This is a genomic window from Mangrovibacterium marinum (assembly GCF_003046625.1).
In the GTDB taxonomy this organism is placed as follows: Bacteria; Bacteroidota; Bacteroidia; order Bacteroidales; family Prolixibacteraceae; genus Mangrovibacterium; species Mangrovibacterium marinum.
Genome location: NZ_QAAD01000004.1, coordinates 247482 through 265429, shown reverse-complemented (window position 1 = coordinate 265429; position 17948 = coordinate 247482). Strand labels below are relative to the sequence as shown.

Sequence of the window (17948 nt, the reverse complement as noted above, 5' to 3'; positions counted from 1 at the left end):
GATTTTAATTAATCTCGGATTTGAACAGCCGGCACCTGCATTTATGCAGCCAAAAAATAGAGGGATGCCTTATGGATAACATCCCTCTCATATCGATTGGTGTTTCACATTAGAGCACTATTCCGTCCAACTCTGATGAATAATGCTTCCTTTTTCGTCGTTGTTGTTGATCCGCAGATGGACGTCAATTTCCTGCTGCATCTCTTCGACATGCGAAATGACGCCCACAATTCGATTTTCTTTGCGGAGCGATTTAAGTGTCTCGAAAACAACGGCCAGCGACTCTTTATCGAGCGAACCGAACCCTTCGTCCAAAAAGAAGAAATTTTGGTTTGATTCGGTGATCTTCTGGATGTTATCGGCGAGCGCTAAAGCCAACGACAGGGCAGCCTGAAAAGTCTGTCCACCCGAAAGTGTTTTCACGCTGCGCAGCTTACCGCCATTCATAAAATCGCGCAGCTCGAAATTATTATCTTCCGTAATTTCCAGGCTGAGTTTCTGCCGACTCAACTGAAAAAAACGATCGTTAGCGGCGTTACAAAGGTTTTGCAGGTACACCGACGAGATGTAGTTGACGAAACCACTCGCTTTAAACAACGACTTCATGACTTTGATGTTCTCGGCCCTCTGGTTCAACGATTCCATCTCCTTGCGAAGACTTGCCTGGCTGGCGATGTCCTTTTCCAGCTTTTTCTGCTTTTCGGTCAGTTTGCCCACGTCCTGGTTCTGCTGCTTAATCTGCTCGGTCAATTGCACAATGGCCGTTTGCATTTGAGCATGTTCTTCCGCGTTGTACACCCGATCGCCAATTTCCGACCGAAGTTGTTGCGCTTGCTTTTCGGTCACAGTCAGTCGTTCGCGAAACGCATTCAGCTGCTGCTTCTCCTGATTCAAATTGAGTTGCTGCGCCAGTATGTCGCGAACATCCTTCTCGTTTTCAAAGGTCGACTGGCTCAGTTTTTCAGCCAGCTTTTGCGTCAACTCCCGGTGATTTGCCCGTTCTGCGTCAAGCTCCTTTTGATTGGCAACATGACTTCCGCTCAGCGTGTCGCGCTGCTTGTTTCGTTGAGCAAGCTGCTCGGTGAGCTCGGTGAACTGCTTTTCGATCCGGGCATACTGCTCATTCAATGCTTTTATTTGCTGCTGAAGGAGCGCCGGCGTTTGCGTGTCGAAATCCGCCAGGTTCAGCAAGCGCAACTGCGACTTCCAGGTTGTCCGCTCGGTTTGAAAAACAACGATTTGGTTTTTAATGCGATCGGTTTCGTCCTTGAACCGGCTTTCATCCTTCGTCGCTTTTTCAAGCTTTTGCGCCAGAACTTCAATTTCAGACTCCCGCTTTTTGATGGATGTTTGCAGCATTTCGGCCTCCTGAAATGACTTTTGCAACGCACCAAAATCACGATACCCGGGCCAAACAAAAAGCTTTTCGTGAGCCGTAGCAGCCTGCTGATGCAACGTGAGTTTTTCACTCCATTCCTTCCGGTTGGCCGTTTGTGCCTTCTGCTGACGATCGAGATCTTTCAGGTCGAAAAGAAACTGATTGATTTGTTCAATTTCCTTTTCTTTTGATTCACGCAGCCGCTTTAAATTCAGCATCTGCTCGTCCGAACTTTCCGTGCTGTAAATATCGGGATGGTGCAACGAACCACAAAGCGGGCAAGGAGCGCCGTCGGTCAAGCCTTCGGCAAAAGCCTGCAACTTCGACTTCAGGCGTATCTCTTCCGCTTCCTTTTCGATGGTTTTCAATTCCTTGCGAATATTTTCAATCCGGTCTTTCAGGATTTGTGCATTCGCTTCAACCGTTGCAGTCGCAGTCACCCCGGGAATGGCAAGCCGCTCGATTAATTGACGGAAATTTGCCGCAATAGCCTTTTCTTCCGCCTGATACCGGGCACACTGCTTTTCGGTTTCCTGCGTTTGCTTTTTCATGCTTTCGGCGGCAATATGCCAGGCCTTCACATCAGCCAACATTTTGAGATCGGGCAATTTTTCTTTTTCCTGCTTCAGCTCCAGATCCCGTTTTTTCCGTTCTTCCTGCAAAAGTTTCACCGACTCAGCTGCGGCTTTCAACACCGTTGCTCCCTTCTCCAATCGCCCGGATTGTGCGTGAATCTGCTCGTCCAGCTCTTTTATTCGGCTGATTCGGTTCAACTCATCGGCCTTTTGTTTCAGTTCATCGCGCTTTTCGTAGTCCGGTTTCAGCTTGGCCAGTTCGGCCTCGAACGTTTTAATTGCTGCGGTATCGGCTTGCAATTGTTTCACGCTTTGCTCAATTTGCCGGGCCTTTTCAGTCATTCGTTTCGAGCTGTTTTCCAAGGCATCCATGGTCGGTTTAAAGTCGAGAAGGCACTGTTCGTATTTTGCAATTTTTGTCTCCCGTGTTTTAAATTCCGGTTCGCGTTGCTTCAAGGCCGTTAGTTCCGAATTGGCTTGAGCCAGCTTCTTATTCAATTCGAAAAGCCGACTCATTTCCGTCTCTTTCTTTTGATGCCCGGCGAGCTGGTCAACCTGCTGCTTCAGCTGAAAGTTCAGCTGTTTCAACTGTTCGGTCAACACCGCCAGCTGAGCCGGATCTACCTCGCCAAGCTGTTGCAACTGCCCGTCCAGATGCTGCCGTTGCGCGTTATTGCGCTGCTCCAGAGCGGCCACTTTGCCGTACATTTCGAACTTTTCCAGGTTGAAAAGCTCTTTCATCATCTGTGTCCGGTCTTTATTTCCCAGCTGTAAAAACTCTTGAAACTGCCCCTGGGGAATGATGATTGTCCGCTTAAAATTGTCGTAGCTCAATCCAATTGCTTTTTCCAACTGTGTCGCCTCAATCGGGATCCACTCCTCGTCCTGCTTTTGGTAAGCTACGCGATCCAGTTTCTTAACATCTTCGAAGCGTTTGCTGTTGCGCCGTCCCTGAACAACCGCACGGTAAGCAGTTTGCTCTTTGCCGGTTTCAAAAATGAAATCAATCAGCAGTTCCGCCGATTTCAAGTTCATCATGTTATAGTTTCGGTTGTCGCCCGACAGGTTCAAGCGATCCGTTTTGCCGTAAAGCGCAAAGGTAATCGCCTCCAGAATGGATGATTTCCCGCTTCCTACTGACCCGAAAATGCCAAACAGGTTTGCAGCAGTCAGTTTTGTAAAGTCGATGGTTTGTTTTTCCTGGTAGGAATACAAACCTTGTATGGTGAGTTTTATAGGTATCATTGTTCGTCTTCAGCCAAAATTTCCGTGAATAAATTCATCAAATCGTCATTGGGTTCCTGCCCTTTTTCGTGCTTGAAATAGTCGCGAAAAAGCTCCTCCATGCTTTGGTTCAGGTTGATTTGCTTTTGATGCCCCGACACCAGCATATCGGCATTCGTGACTTCAGGAATTATTGCAACAATTGCGGGATGCACGGCGCTCAGCTGCCGGCGTTCTTTCGCGGTCAGGAATGTGTCGGTAACCAGAGTCAGCTCCACCAGAGCATCCTGATTTTCGGTCAACCATTCCAACGCCTTTTCAATTCCTTCAACACGCTGCCGCAACAACCGCTTCCCCCGTAAAAGTTCAACAGGGCGCACGGCAGGCTCATTGCCTGGTTCAACATCCACCATCAAAACATATTTTTTCTGGTTTGCTTCGGAAAAACTGTAAGCGAGCGGGCTCCCGCTGTAATACGCCGGCGATGGCGATGCATCGACCTGGTGCATGCGGTGCAGATGCCCGAGCGCGGTGTATTGAACAGGTTTGGGGATGGACTCAGAAAATATGGCCTGCGTGCCGCCCACATGAAGAATCGGCTTTTCATCTTCCGGCTCTTCCGGCAACTCGGCTCCTTTCTTCACAACAAAAAGGTGGGACAATAAAACATTCACTCCCTGATCATCACAACAACGCTCAGCCAGCGACTGCCAACTATCCTGCAGAACGGCCCTTAATTCGGCTTCGCTGTTTTCGGGCCCCAGGTAGGTTTTCAAACGGTGCTCGTTAGCGTAGGGTGTGAGCAAAATACGCAGCGGCACAGTCGATCCGGGCAACCGCAGCTCCAAAAATCCCTGTTCGCTGCGCAGCACCTTCAGCCCGGATTCCAACTGAAAGGAAGTAACGACTGAATTTGGGTAACCGGCAAAAATAATCCCGCATTCGCGCGCCAGCGGATCAGGTGACTCAATCCGGTCGGGAGAATCGTGGTTACCGGCAATCGCAATTACCGGTCTGCTACCGTTGTCCGATAAGCGTTTTAAGGCTTTGTAGAATAAATCAATCGCCTCGGTTGGCGGATTAAACGTGTCGAACAGGTCGCCAGCCACCAGAACGGCGTCTACTTGTTCGCGTTCAGCTATTTCACAAATTTCCTGCAAAACAGCTTGTTGTTCTTCCAATCTGGAAAAATCATCCAGGCGCTTGCCCAGGTGCCAGTCGGAGGTATGGAGGAGTTTCATTTTCGTAATTTTTAATTTCAGACGTTACTACAATTCGTCCGTACTTCAACAAATAAAGCATAAATACGATAATTCACAATAATGTTGGAAATCCCCCCGGATCGTGAATGTTTTCTGAGTACATCAAGAACAGACTCCCTTCAATTTGAGTTTCAATCAAAATAAAAAAATTTCTTCCCTAAAATTTAAATTAGAACGATCCGATCATTAGCCTCAACAATCAGATTTTGCTTCAGTGCATATTCGATCCCGAGCCTCATTGCCTGGTCGACGTTAGCGCCGATGCGGGCATAGCCAAATAAATGTGCCACTTCTTTGACTAAATCATCGATCGGCAGGCTGATTTGATTGGTCAATATTTCATGAACACCGGCTGCGATTTCTTCTTTGGGCAAATCATCCGCATTACGTTTTTCATCATCGTTTCGAGGCACCCGAAAGACGCTGTAAGCCGCCGGTTCTTGTGCGTCGGGCCAATAAAACCAGCTTTCATTCTGTGGGGTCTTTTTCAGTTCCAAACGCTCGTAGATCCCGGTCAGGAACTCGTTCAGCCGAACTCCGAGCCGGCTAATGCCCCAGGCATTCAAAATCCTTCGCGACAGCAAGGTATGGCTTATCGGACCTTCTGTTTCGACAATAGATTTGATTTGGGTTGTGATCTTTTTAAGATTTTTTGGATCGAAGAATTCATCAGAGCTTGTCAGGCAACTTGTTGCCAAAGTACACTGCTGATATACCGGATGACTGACCGTTTCCACAATAACCTCTTGTGTTATCCCCTGAAGCTTCACCCCGGCAATTTCTTCGTGTTCGGTATTGCCGGGTTCAGAAGCCTTGTTTGCCGCCGGCGCAGGATCGCTATTTTCGTACTTGTTTTGCTCTACATCATGAATCGCTTTCAAAATATCCTGAAGAACCCGATCCGGATTATCCCACCAATCCGGAGACCACAATTTATAAATATTCCACCCCAGCAATCGCAGCACATCGGTTCGGACCACTTCCCGGTCTTTTGCCGTCTTTGCCGACTTATAATTTTCGCCGTCGGTCAAAATCCCCAACATATATTCCGTGGGATTCTGTGGATTTACAATTCCTAAGTCGATCCGATAACCGGAACATCCAATCTCGGTGTGAACCGTGTAGCCCGATTTCTTGATTTCATCAGCCACAACTTTTGCAAATGAAGCGGAATCGGCGTTCCGACTGTAATTTTTCTGAGTCAGGGCGATCTTTCCTTTTTCGGAATATTCGAGGAATGCTTTGATGCCCATCACGCCCTCGGTTGTTGTTTTACTGATGTCAATCTCGTCGGACCGAAGTGTGGAATAGACCTTCATCTCGTATCGCGCCCGGGATACCGCAACATTCAATCTTCGCCATCCGCCCTCGCGGTTCAGCGGCCCAAAATTGTAATACAACTTGCCCTCTTTATCTTTTCCATATCCCATTGAGAACAGAATTACATCGCGCTCATCTCCCTGCACGTTTTCCAGGTTTTTCACAAAAATCGGTTCTTGCGACTCCATGGCAATGGCATCCAGCTCCGGATGGTTCTTCAGCTCCTCATTGAGCAGGTCCTCGATCAAAGTCTGCTGCACGGAACTGAACGTTACAATCCCGATACTCCGCTTTGACAAAAGAGGATCAGATAGCCTTCGAATCACTTCATCGACAATCGCAACCGCTTCAAATTTATTTTGCCTGGTTTTACCACGGTCATAAAATCCTTCAACATGCACATTGTTAACCTTGGAGGTCAAATCATCGGGCGAAGGGAAGGTCATCAATTTATTATCGTAATAGTTTGAATTACTGAACGCAATTAAGCTTTCGTGTTTGCTCCGATAATGCCAGAGCAAATGTTTCGATGGAATGGAGAGCGCTAAACAATCGTCGAGTATACTCTCCAGGTCTTCTTTGTCGAGGTTATCTTCGTCGTACCGATTGGTGGAGAAGAAACTGGTCGGTGGCATTTGTTTCGGGTCGCCAACCACAACGACATTGTTTCCGCGCGCAATGGCTCCTACGGCCTCACAGGTCGGCATTTGCGAGGCTTCATCGAAAACCACTAGATCAAATTTCGATTGTTCCAGGTCGAAATACTGGGCCACAGATATCGGGCTCATCAACATACAAGGACACATGCGGGGCAATAAGTTGGGCAACAAATCGAAAAGCTTTCTTAGCGACAATCCCCGACCTTTATTTCTTATGGCACGTTGTAAAATACCCATTTCGGAGCTTTGCGATGCACTTTGAGCCAGCGATGGGATATTGGAGGCCAACTTGGCATATAACTCCGCTTTTGTGAGCTCTTCAAAATACTTTATTTTTTCTTTATACTTCTGAATTTTAGTTTCAAAGAATTTTCCATTAAACGATGCTAAACCCGGATCTGCCTGAATGATCGCCTCAGCGCCTAATCGATAAATTGCCTTTTTAAAAGAATGAACGACCTCTTCAGTTTTAAGACTACCTGATAAATATTGCTCGACAACAGGCGACAACCGCGCATTCCGGAGACGTTCTGCCGTCAAATTCCAACTGGCCCAGTCCTTCAACGAATCCAAATTTGTCAACCAGTTGGTTGCATTTTCCCGCCACTTGCCCGTCCAGGCACCTGCAGGCTCTTTAGGAAGACTAAAATCAATCTGAAGCAAACTCGCTAACTCCTGTTCGGTTGAAAGTATTGCATCCAATACTTGGATATACGATTTTAAAACGCCTCCATGGATTGCCCGGAACGTTTGCGCTCCTTCGGCAAATTGTGTCCCGAGCCAGCTGCGTATGGCTTTCGGGGCCAACGGATCACGGGTTATTTCAGTAAGCAATTGATGAATCCTGATTACAGCTTCACAGGTTTCAACCAGCTTTTTCCAATCACAGTTACCATTATTCCAGATGAAATCGCCAATCTCGGACAAAAACGAAGTATTTTGATCGAGCAAATCCTGCTCTTTTCGGTATCGGATAATTTGGTCTAAATAACCCGCGACTTGCTCCTTCCCGACCTTATTGGCTTTCGATAATTTTTTTAGTGATTTCCGGATTTTACCTTGTTCTAACCATTTCGGCAAAGCCCATTTTTCAGCTGCGGCCTTCCATCGATCGAGGCTCTGGTCGGCATCGTACTGCAAAATCTCTTTTCGAAACAGATCAAGCAGATATGTCCTTGCTTCATCGCGTTTGGCCCCATGTTCCGATAACTCAATTGCCTTTGAGAGCGTCTGCACCACGCTACTGACATTAAACATTGAGCCAGGCGTATCTTCCATTTGCAGCAATTGCTTCGCTAACTGCAAAAGGAGCAAATCTGTCGTTTTATCTTTTTCAGGAATATCCAATTTTATCTTCGTGCAAAGCGCATCCCTCTTGACTTGATATTCCTGAAGACATTCAATATATTTCGTTATTAATTCCTGACTTTGAGATTTTAGGGAAGAACTGTAGGAGGCAATTTTGAGCTCGGCAAGAGCATGCTTAAACGGGTGTCCGCAGAGTATTCCTGCATTTTGCAATTCTTCCACTAAATCGGTGTATTCTCCGATTTTTTCTTTGTTTAAACCCTGCAAAAATTGCTCTTCAAATTTGATACAATCCGGGGCTCCGTTCAGTGATGCATATCCTGAAAAACAATCATAAAGCGACAGGCCAAACGAATAAGGCTTGTGTAGCGATTCGACATAAGCATTTAATTCAACGCGCAAACTGAACAGTCTCTCTGCTTCGGACTGATATTCGAAAGGAGAAGTTTTTTTGACGACTTCGACCGCTTTCTGCAATTGCTCCAGCACGGTTGATTTTTTGGCCTTATTGGAGTGCAACTCCAAACAAAACGGATCTAATCCAATATCGGCAAGGCGCTTTTGAACAACGGACAAAGCGGCCATTTTCTCAGCCACAAACAACACCCGTTTGCCTTTATAGAGGGCATTCGCAATAATATTGGTAATGGTTTGCGACTTGCCGGTTCCCGGAGGCCCATGCAAAATAAAGCTCTTATCCTGAACGGCGCTACATATCGCTTCAAGCTGCGATGAATCGGCATTTATCGGCAAAGCGATGTCGGATGGACGATGCGAATGATCAAAATCGAATGCCTCCTCTGTTAGCTCCGAGACCTGCCATTCCAGTTTCCCGGAAATCAAGCTGGCAACAATTTTATTCTCGGCTAATTTCTCCGCATTGTTGTGGATATCATTCCACATAATGAATTTGCTGAACGAGAAAGTGCCCAAAAAAGCCTGCTCTTCCACGTCCCAGCGAGCCTGCGACATGATACCGTGCCTAACAATATTGAAAATCTTTTGAACGTCAACCCCGCTATCATCTTTGGGCAACTCCTCCAAGCCATTTATCGCAATCCCGAAATCCTGCCGAAGCATTTCCAGAAGGGTAATATTCATCAAGGTGTCTTCCTCCCGGCTCCTGATTACATAGCCCTTTTGTGCCGACTTTCGGACAATCTCGACTGGGAGCAACAACAGCGGAGCATATCTCGCCACTTCGCTCCGGTCGCTCTCGTACCACTTCAAAAATCCAAGAGCCAGATAGAGGGTATTCGCTCCGTTTTCCTCCAGGGATAATCGGGACGACCGGTAAAGTTTTGTCATCGCAGAAGCCAACTCACTCTCTGTCAAATACGAACGAAGACGTTTTTGCTTCAGGTCATCTTTTAACAAAGGCACAATTGGATCGGACATGTTTAAGGACTGGTACACGCCGGAAACGCTCAGCGGGTTCGACCAATCCCGTGGTTTCGACAGTACCTGAAATTCATCACCATCGGCCAAAGCATCTTCAAAAAGACCTAATGAAACAGAGATTAGCTGGATTGTACTCTGAGTGACCCTAAGATTTAGCAGATTATTTCGGAGCGATAAATCCAATAATTTTCGTTCCCATATTTTCTGCTTTGTGATATCCGGTGTGTCATTTGGCACAGTAAGGGTCCCGCCAATAATCTCTTCCGGCGCCAGATGATCACGTTGCTGCACCTGGGTTTCCACAATTTGCCATCCGTCAGAGGTTTTTATTCGTTGAGGCAGAGGTCGTATTCCACTAAACCGGGCCCGGGCAACATCAATAAAGAGGATGAAATTATCCTCATCAACCAAATGATAATTAGCCCGGTCGTTCGCTTCATCAAAAGTCACATTTTTCCCGGCATTCATGCAGGTTGACTCCACCAGTCCAATCTCATTAATCCCTGATGCTATTCTCTTCTTCAGCAGTGCCACGTCGTCATTCACTCGATCCGGGAATGTGTTTTCAACCAACCAACTTCCGACAAAAGCGTGCCCATCAATAACCACAATCAACGGATGCAATCCAATGGCTTCCAGACATCCGGCATATAACAAAGCCATATCCAGGCAGGTTCCCAGTTTTTGCGAGAAGATGGTATCACACATCCGAACACGCTGCCCGGCGTTTTCGAAACTTGCCGGAGGTGAACAATACACCACCCCAAGTCCGGCTATGGCTTCATAAATGGCAGCCATCTGCTTTTTCACCCGGTCCGGGCTCAAACTCTGATAGGCGTCAAAAGAAGGATCTCCGGTCCACTGATTGAGAATTCCGGAAGCAGCACTTAAAACCGTGGCTATTTCCGGATGATTCGGTGTAACAAAAGCGGCCAACATCTCCGGCAGAACCCCGATTCCATTCCACTGGTCATAAGCCAAAACCTCAACCGGATACTTTCCGCAAAACACTTCCGCTCCCTTAACCGCAACCGTCAGGTTGATCTCTCCGGAAACCTTTTCAGTTAATTCTGAAAGAAAGGTGGATGACAGCCTAAAATTCTCCGTATCTATCTTTATTGTCTGGCCAGCCTGCACAACATCCAGGTGGTGTTGCCACCTTCCTGCAAATTCGGGTTCGCAGGAAATTTCAATATCAACTTCAGCTAAATCGTCTTCGGCTGTATTCTCAATAAAAAATTGGCGGACCAATGGAACCCTGTTTTGTTGAATAGCATAATTTGCAACGGTAGTATACACAAATTCTACCCGAGGATTAGGTGTTTGTTCAGTCATAGCCAGAAGTGTAAGAGTTAATTTTCAGGAATTTGAATATCCGACTTTAAAACTAGTGAATTGAAATAATAATTATTCTATAATTCATGATTTTTATAGCTGGTTATAAGCGACATCCTACTTATTTAGATTCGATCTTAATTGATATTCTTTACAAAGAGCCCCTGATACTGAAATCATTTCATGCTATGGCCAAACAGAAGCCTTTCGACTTGCCCTCAAAACAGCACACAAAACAAACAACTGACAAACAACAGATAAACACGCACAAAGCACATTCACCCTTGGACCAACAAGTTCGAGACATCTACTTAAAATCCCGCGAGCGGAACAGTTCGCCTTGCACAGCTTGTATGGGGTGAGGACGTTTCTTTTCGACTGCTGCACCGGTGGCTTTGTTCGTGGAACCGAGGTCGCGGCTTTCGGCTTTCAGGTCCATCAGTTCGTTCAGGTTGAAGCAGTCGCTGACCACCACATGAATCACTTCGCCTTCAATCTGCACTTTCCCTTCCACCATCAACAGGTGCGATTGCAAAATGACCTTGCAGTACTTTTCGAAGGTGGCAGACCAGACCACCAGGTTGGCAAAACCGCTTTCGTCCTCAATGGTGATGAACAGCACACCTTTAGCCGTTCCCGGGCGCTGCCGAACGGTAATCAACCCGCAAACTTTGACCCGTTGGCCGTTTTTCAGTTGGCTTAAGGTTGAAGTTGGAACCACGCCAAGGTCGTTGAGGCTGGGGCGGACAAAACTTACCGGGTGAGCTTTCAGCGAAAGCGCTGTGCTGGCATAATCCTGCACAACGTGCTCGGCGTTGCTCATCGGGGGCAGTTCGGTGGCCTGTTCGCCGGCACTGGCTGATGGCGTTCCGGCAAACACGCCGGTGGGGTGGTCGCTCAGGGCCGAGACTTCCCAGAGCGCCCGGCGCCGGTCGAGCCCGATGGAGCGGAAAGCATCGGCATCGGCCAGTCGCTCCAGCGAAAATAGCGACACGCCTGCGTCGAGCAGTTCATTCACATTTTCGTAAAAAACACATCGGTTACCAATTAAGGTCTTCATTTCATCTTCACGCAGGCCTTTCACCTGCCGGAATCCGAGCCGAAGGGCGCGGTAGCTCCCATCCTGTTCTTCCAGCGTGTTGTCCCATTCCGAAAAGTTGATGTCGACCGGACGGACAGCGACGCCGTGTTTGCGCGCATCGATAACAATCTGGGCAGGCTGGTAAAAACCCATGGGCTGACTGTTGAGCAGCGACGCGGCAAAAACATCGGGGTAATAGCATTTTATCCACGACGAAATGTAGACCAGCAGCGCAAAGCTGGCCGCGTGGCTTTCGGGGAACCCGTAGCTTCCGAAGCCTTCAATTTGCTTGAAAACCCGCTCGGCAAATTCCCGGGTGTAGCCTTTCCGGATCATGCCGTTGACGAGCTTATCGTGGTACCAGCTCACTTTCCCTTTCGACTTAAAGGTGGCCATGGCCCGGCGCAAACCATCAGCTTCGGCCGGCGTAAAGCCCGCGGCAACAATGGCAATTTCCATGGCCTGTTCCTGAAACAGCGGCACGCCCAGCGTACGGCCCAGAATTTCACGCAACTCTTCCGACGGATATTCAACCGGCTCCTCGCCGTTTCGTCGTTTTAAATACGGGTGAACCATGTCGCCCTGAATGGGCCCCGGCCGGACGATGGCCACTTCAATCACCAGGTCGTAAAACTTTTCGGGTCGAAGGCGCGGCAGCATCGACATTTGTGCCCGGCTTTCAATCTGGAATACGCCCAGCGTGTCGGCATGACTAATCATTTCGTACACCTTCGGGTCGTCCTGCGGAATATTGGCCAGCGTCAAATCCAGCTGGTAGTGTTGCTTGGCCAGGTCGAAGGCTTTGCGGATGCAGGTGAGCATGCCCAGCGCGAGCACGTCAACCTTCAAAAAGCCGAGCGCCTCAATGTCGTCTTTGTTCCATTCAATAATAGTCCGGTTGTCCATGCGGGCATTCAGAATGGGACACAACTCGTGCAGTTTGCCGCGCGTAATCACAAAGCCGCCGGTGTGCTGGCCCAGTTGCCGAGGGAATCCGCGGTATTGCAAGGTCAACTCCACGATTTTGCGCAGGTGCGGGTCGTTGGGGTTGAAGCTGGTGGTTTCTGATACCTTCCCGGTGAACCAATCCTCAGTGAACTCATAAGCCGATTTCGACAAGAGGCCAATCGCATCGGTCGACAGGCCCATCACCTTGCCAACATCGCGCACGGCGCCGCGCCAGTGTACCTGCGTAACGGTGGCCACAATGCCGGCCCGGTCGCGGCCATACTTGTTGTAAATGTACTGCATGATTTCCTCGCGCCGTTCGTGCTCAAAGTCCACGTCAATGTCGGGTGGTTCGTTGCGCTCGTCGCTCATGAAACGGGCAAACAGCAGCTTAAATTTCGACGGGTCGACCGAGGTGACACCCAGGCAATAGCACACCACCGAGTTGGCTGCCGAACCGCGTCCCTGGCACAGGATTCCCCGCGAGCGGGCTTCGCGCACATAGTCGTACACGGTCAGGAAATACGAAGCATAATCCTTGCGCCCGATAAATTCCAGCTCCATATCAATGGTTTCTTTGATTTTGGGTGGAATCACGTCACCAAACTTTTCATGCGCACCTTTCCAAGTCAGAAAGACCAGTTCCTCCATGGGCGTGCGACCCTCGCTGGTAATTTCTTCGGGGTACAGGTAGCGCAGCTCATCGAGCGAAAAGCGGCACGAGTCAGCCAGTTTTTGTGCATTTAATAGAGCCTCGGGGTATTGGCGAAAGAGGCGGTGCAACTCGTCCATTGGTTTCAGGTAGCGCTCGGCATTTTGGTGTAGTTTGAAACCAGCCGTTGTGATGGTGCACTTTTCACGGATGCAGGTGAGCACATCCTGCAACTCGCGGCGTTCCGGGCTGTGGTAATGCACATCGTTGGTTGCCACCAGCGGAATCTGAAAGCGCTTAGCGAGCTGCGCCAGCCGGAACAGTCGCTTCTGGTCGTCGCCCTGATAAGTAAAACTGGCTGCCAGATGCAGTGCTTTGCCCAGCATTTGGTGGTACTCTTCCAGCGCGTTTACAAATTCAGCTTGAAAGTCGAAGTCGGCGTTCAGTGTTGTTGGGGGAATCAGCAAAAATTGAATTCCGGCGGCATATTGACGGAGGTCGGCCCGGTAAAGCTCACACTTTCCTTTTTCGGTGCGCAGGTTGCCGGTCGACAGCAGACCAGATAAGTTGGAGTAGCCTTCGCGGCAAGCGGGATAGGCGATGAGACTGGGGCCATCCTGCAAATCGAGGCGGCAGGCCGGAATGAAGCGGACCTTCTTCTCGCGGGCTGCCACATGCGCCCGCACAATGCCCGCCAGCGAATTGCGGTCGGCAATGGCAATAGCGGTGTAGCCCAACTCTTCAGCCCGTTCCACCAGCTCTTCCGGGTGCGAACCACCACAAAGAAAGCTGAAGTTGGATGTGACCTGCAATTCGGAGTACTTCATTTTGCTTAAAATTCAATGTTTAAAAAATTCCAAAATCCAATAATCAAATTCCAAATTTGGAGCTCGTTCTCTTTCGCTTCTCCGTGCAACTCTGTGTCAAACTCAGTGGTCCTCTGTGGTTAAATCAATTAGACACCATGCTCTGAGCCACAAATTTCAGTCTCGCTACTCATGTCTCATGACTCATTTCTTCTTCAAACAAAATAGCCGTGCAAAAACCACTGCGGTTTCCCGTTGCCGTACAGACCTAGGCGGAATATCCAGTAGCGGGCGCCGGTGTCGTCTTCAACCCGGTAGTAGTCGCGCGGAGGGCCGTGTTGCAGCCACCATTCCTGTTCAATGCGCTCAGGCCCGTCAGCCCGGACAAGGTGGATGAGCTCGCCTTTATACCGAAAGTGCATCGGCGGGTAGTCGGGCAGCACCACCATCACCTCAATGGGCTCGGGGCGCGGGAGCAGGTGCATGGGGCGCGGCCGGTCGGTGCGCCATTCGGTTTCGGGCTGGCTGTCGAGTGAGCCCACCTCCTTAACCGAATGCTCGGGCCAATAGCTTTCCTGCGGCAGATAGCGGCGAATGCATTGCAGCCCGACCTTGCCGGCAATGGTGTCGAGCAGCTCGGCAATGACCGTTTGATTGTTGCAGCCCAAGCTCCACAGGGCTTCCTGTGCTTCGGTAACCTCTTCAACCAGCGTGGCCTCCAAGGTAAACAGTTCGATGCCGAGCGCCGGTTCCAGCTCGGGGATCTTCAACTCGAATAATTTGAACAGGTGAGCTGCATTACGAGAAGCCCGGTTGGTGCCGATGCTGATTTGCACCGTTTCACCATCCAACCGATAACCTTTCAGTATGCCGCTTCGCATACCTTTGCTTTCGGATGAAAGCCGGGTGCAAAGCATCGCGAGCAGGCGTTCCAGCGCGATTTCAATTCCTTTAGCTGTTCGGATCGGTTCCAAACAAGGCAAACGCTCCAGGTAGACCGGTGTTGGCTGAATCGGTTTCAGCAACTCACGTTCGGTGCCCAGGGCCTGCCCCAGCCGGAACAGCAAAGCATCGCCCAGGCGGCGGCGCAGGTTGCCCGGCGGAATGGCGGTAAGCTGACTGATTTTTCGAAAGCCAAGTTTGTCCAGTCGCTGAAGGGTTGGCTCGTCGAGCCGGAGGGCAACGGGCGGGAGTTGGAGCAATGCTTCCTCCTGTCTCCCCGGTTCAATTAGCAATTCACGGCAGAAACGGGCCACTGCCCAAGCCGCGCCAATGGTATCGGCAATGGCAGCGCGGGCAGCATAGCCGCCTTTTTGCAGACGCTCGACAATCGCTTCCAGGTAGGGCAACTCGCCGCCCCACAGATGCGGACAACCGGAGATGTCGAGCACCAGTCCGTCGGGCGGGTCGACAGCAACAATTGGACTAAAACGAAAGCACCATTCGGCCAGTTTGTTCAGCAATTGGGCATCGGCTTCCGGTTCGGCGGGAATCACCTCAAGCCCGGGAAAAATGGCGCGCACGTCGGCCACAACCATGCCGGGGCGGATGCCCTCTTTCACCAAAGCAGGACTTACCGCTCGAACCACCATGCGCCCCCGTTCGGGAGCGTACAGCAGAAAGGGCTTTCCGTGCAGTTCCGGGTGTTTTTTGCTCATCCTTTCAATGGGCAAATAGGGAAACCAGATATATAAATAGCGCTTAGGCATAAATCTGTGTGTTTTCTGTCAACTTTTGTTGATGTTGTGGAAGTAACGGGAATTTGCTCCAAATCTGCATTGTTGCCTTATCAGGCGGATTTTACTTTTTGGCTTGACCCAAAAAGTAAACAAAAAGGTCAAGGCTGATTTTTATCTTCAACCTCCATCTTTCTAAAAGCTAAGTTCGACGGGTGATTTCCGATCCGGCAGCTGCCGGATCGGAACTTCCCGTCTGCACTAAGCTTTTAGCTTGATTCCGGTTTCGATAAAAATAGGCCACTTCGTTCCGCAAAAAATCAGTTCTGTTTGATCTGCTTTCATTCATCCTGCTTTCATTTTTGTTGATGCTTTGTTGGAATCCAGATTGTTCTTTGCTGATTCCGCAGTCAGGGCCGCCGGACGTTTTGCCGGGACAAAGAGGAACCGGCCTTTACGCCACTCGAACTGCCAGCTACCGGGGCGGCCGTTGCGAATTTTTTCCAGTTCGACTTGGACGCGTGAAAAACCGACACCTGGCAACCCATTACTATGGCTGGGTTGCGGACTAATTTTCCAGCGCGACACGCAGGCCAGCGTAGCTTGCGACACCGGCCTGATGCGATGCAAAAACCCGGTTACCCGGCTGTCTTCCACGGCCAGTTGCAGGCGGCGCGATTCGGCAAAACTCACCTCGCGCAACTCAGCAACAACGGCCGAAAGTGCCGTACATTTCAGCGCTTGTTCCATCACCCAAAGCCCGTCTTTTTTCAATTTTACATCGACAAAAATGACCCGGTGCGGCTCGATGCCGAAAAATTTCAGCGCCGGCGGAAACAGTTTTCGCCCCACACTAATCCAGAGGCAGATGCCACTTTGCCCCATCAGGGTGCTGAGCAGTCCGGCGAGGAAGCCATTGGCGGCCGCAGCATCTGCTTCGGTCGGGCTCACCAGTTCGTGAATCGAACCAATTGGGAAAGTACCACCGGGAAAAGCAGCATTCATCGGGCCCAAACCAAAGTCGAGCCGGCGGCTGACCGAGCCGCTGCTGAACCCTTCCATTGAAAGGAGCTGCTCTTTCAGTTGGCGAATGAGGTCTTTTTTATTAGAAATTCGATCGTACATCAGTTGAATATTCAATGCTCTTGATTGCCGTTTTTATTGTCCTATCGGACGGATTTTACTGTTTGGCTTGACCCAAAAAGTAAACAAAAAGGTCTAGGCTGATTTTTATCTTCAACCTGCATCTCCTGAAAGCTAAGTTCATTCGGGTGATTTCGCCCTCTCGGGCGAACTTCCCTCTTTCCCTAAGCTTCCAGTTCAATTTCGGCTTTGATAAAAATAGGCCGGTCTGGATTAGTGCTACTTTTTCATTTAAATGCCGATTGTGAGTTGTAAAAAATGATGTCTTTTTTCCCTGCAATTGCTTCCATATCTGCGAAATATTCTTATTTTTGTTACGATTAATAACAATTTATTGTTTCTAATTATAACAAATGAATAACAAAGCGCCAAAAATATTTTTCGCTTCGAACATCAAATTCCTGCGCGAACGAAAGAAAATAAGTCAGGAAGCCCTGGCTGCCAAACTCGGGTTAACGCGTGCCAAACTGGCTGCCATTGAAGCGGGTAATACCAAGTCGCCGCAGCCGGAAGACTACCTCAACTTTTCTGATTTCTTTAAAATTAGTATCGACACGTTGCTGAAGGTTGACCTGTCGAAACTGGGCGAGTTGAAGTTGCGGGAACTTGAAGGCGGAAACGATGTATATATCCGCGGGGGGAACCTGCGGGTGCTGGCTATTTCGGTGGACCAGTCGAATAACGAGAATGTGGAATATGTACCGGTGAAGGCAAAAGCCGGCTACATGGCAGGCTACAACGACCCCGAATTTATTGCCGCGCTACCGAAATATTCGATTCCGAACCTGCCGACAGATCGAACCTACCGCATTTTCCCGTCGGTTGGCGACTCGATGCTACCCGTGCCGGAAGGGGCTGATATTGTGGCGCAGTACATGACCGACTGGACCGACCTGAAAACCGACACACCCTGCATTGTGATTTTAAAAGGACAGCAGGATTTTGTTTTCAAACTAACGACCGTGAATGAAGATGGCACCATTCGGCTGAAGTCGCTGAACCCGGCGTATGAACCTTATACCGTTGCAGCGGCCGATGTGTTGGAAATATGGCGCTTTTATGCCTACACCAGCCGCGAGTTTCCGGAAGCCCCCTCGGATATAGACACCGTGCTGACGGCAATTAAGCACCTGGAGACTAAGCTTGATCGCCTGCGAAAATAAGCCGAAAAGCGAGGCCA

The 17948-nt window shown here is 49.4% G+C and carries 7 protein-coding genes; 1 reads left to right on the top strand and 6 read right to left on the bottom strand.

Annotated elements, in window-relative coordinates:
* Nucleotides 1–117 precede the first annotated feature (117 nt).
* From C8N47_RS05505 to C8N47_RS05480, 6 genes are all read right to left on the bottom strand, one after another.
* Entirely contained in the window at nucleotides 118–3198 is a 3081-nt protein-coding gene (locus C8N47_RS05505) for an SbcC/MukB-like Walker B domain-containing protein (protein WP_107821521.1), read from the bottom strand.
* Entirely contained in the window at nucleotides 3195–4418 is a 1224-nt protein-coding gene (locus C8N47_RS05500; protein WP_107821520.1) for a metallophosphoesterase family protein, read from the bottom strand. Before C8N47_RS05500 ends, C8N47_RS05505 begins: the two co-directional genes overlap by 4 nt.
* Nucleotides 4419–4603: 185 nt before the next feature.
* A complete protein-coding gene (locus C8N47_RS05495; RefSeq protein WP_211316055.1) occupies nucleotides 4604–10378 on the bottom strand; it encodes a DUF3320 domain-containing protein in 5775 nt (1924 codons plus the stop codon).
* A 391-nt stretch (nucleotides 10379–10769) separates the two neighbouring features.
* The gene (locus C8N47_RS05490) at nucleotides 10770–13970 is read right to left on the bottom strand and encodes an error-prone DNA polymerase (protein ID WP_107821518.1); all 3201 of its coding nucleotides are present in this window, start codon (nucleotides 13968–13970) and stop codon (nucleotides 10770–10772) included.
* A gap of 194 nt (nucleotides 13971–14164) precedes the next feature.
* On the bottom strand, nucleotides 14165–15658 hold the full coding sequence (locus C8N47_RS05485; protein WP_107821517.1) for a Y-family DNA polymerase: 1494 nt from the start codon (nucleotides 15656–15658) through the stop codon (nucleotides 14165–14167).
* A 312-nt stretch (nucleotides 15659–15970) separates the two neighbouring features.
* Nucleotides 15971–16765 carry an ImuA family protein gene (locus C8N47_RS05480; RefSeq protein WP_211316054.1) on the bottom strand — a complete coding sequence of 265 codons (795 nt, stop codon included), beginning with the start codon at nucleotides 16763–16765 and terminating at the stop codon, nucleotides 15971–15973.
* A gap of 356 nt (nucleotides 16766–17121) precedes the next feature.
* Between C8N47_RS05480 and C8N47_RS05470 the strand changes: the two genes are divergently transcribed.
* The gene (locus C8N47_RS05470) at nucleotides 17122–17931 is read left to right on the top strand and encodes an XRE family transcriptional regulator (RefSeq protein ID WP_107821514.1); all 810 of its coding nucleotides are present in this window, start codon (nucleotides 17122–17124) and stop codon (nucleotides 17929–17931) included.
* Nucleotides 17932–17948: the final 17 nt, after the last annotated feature.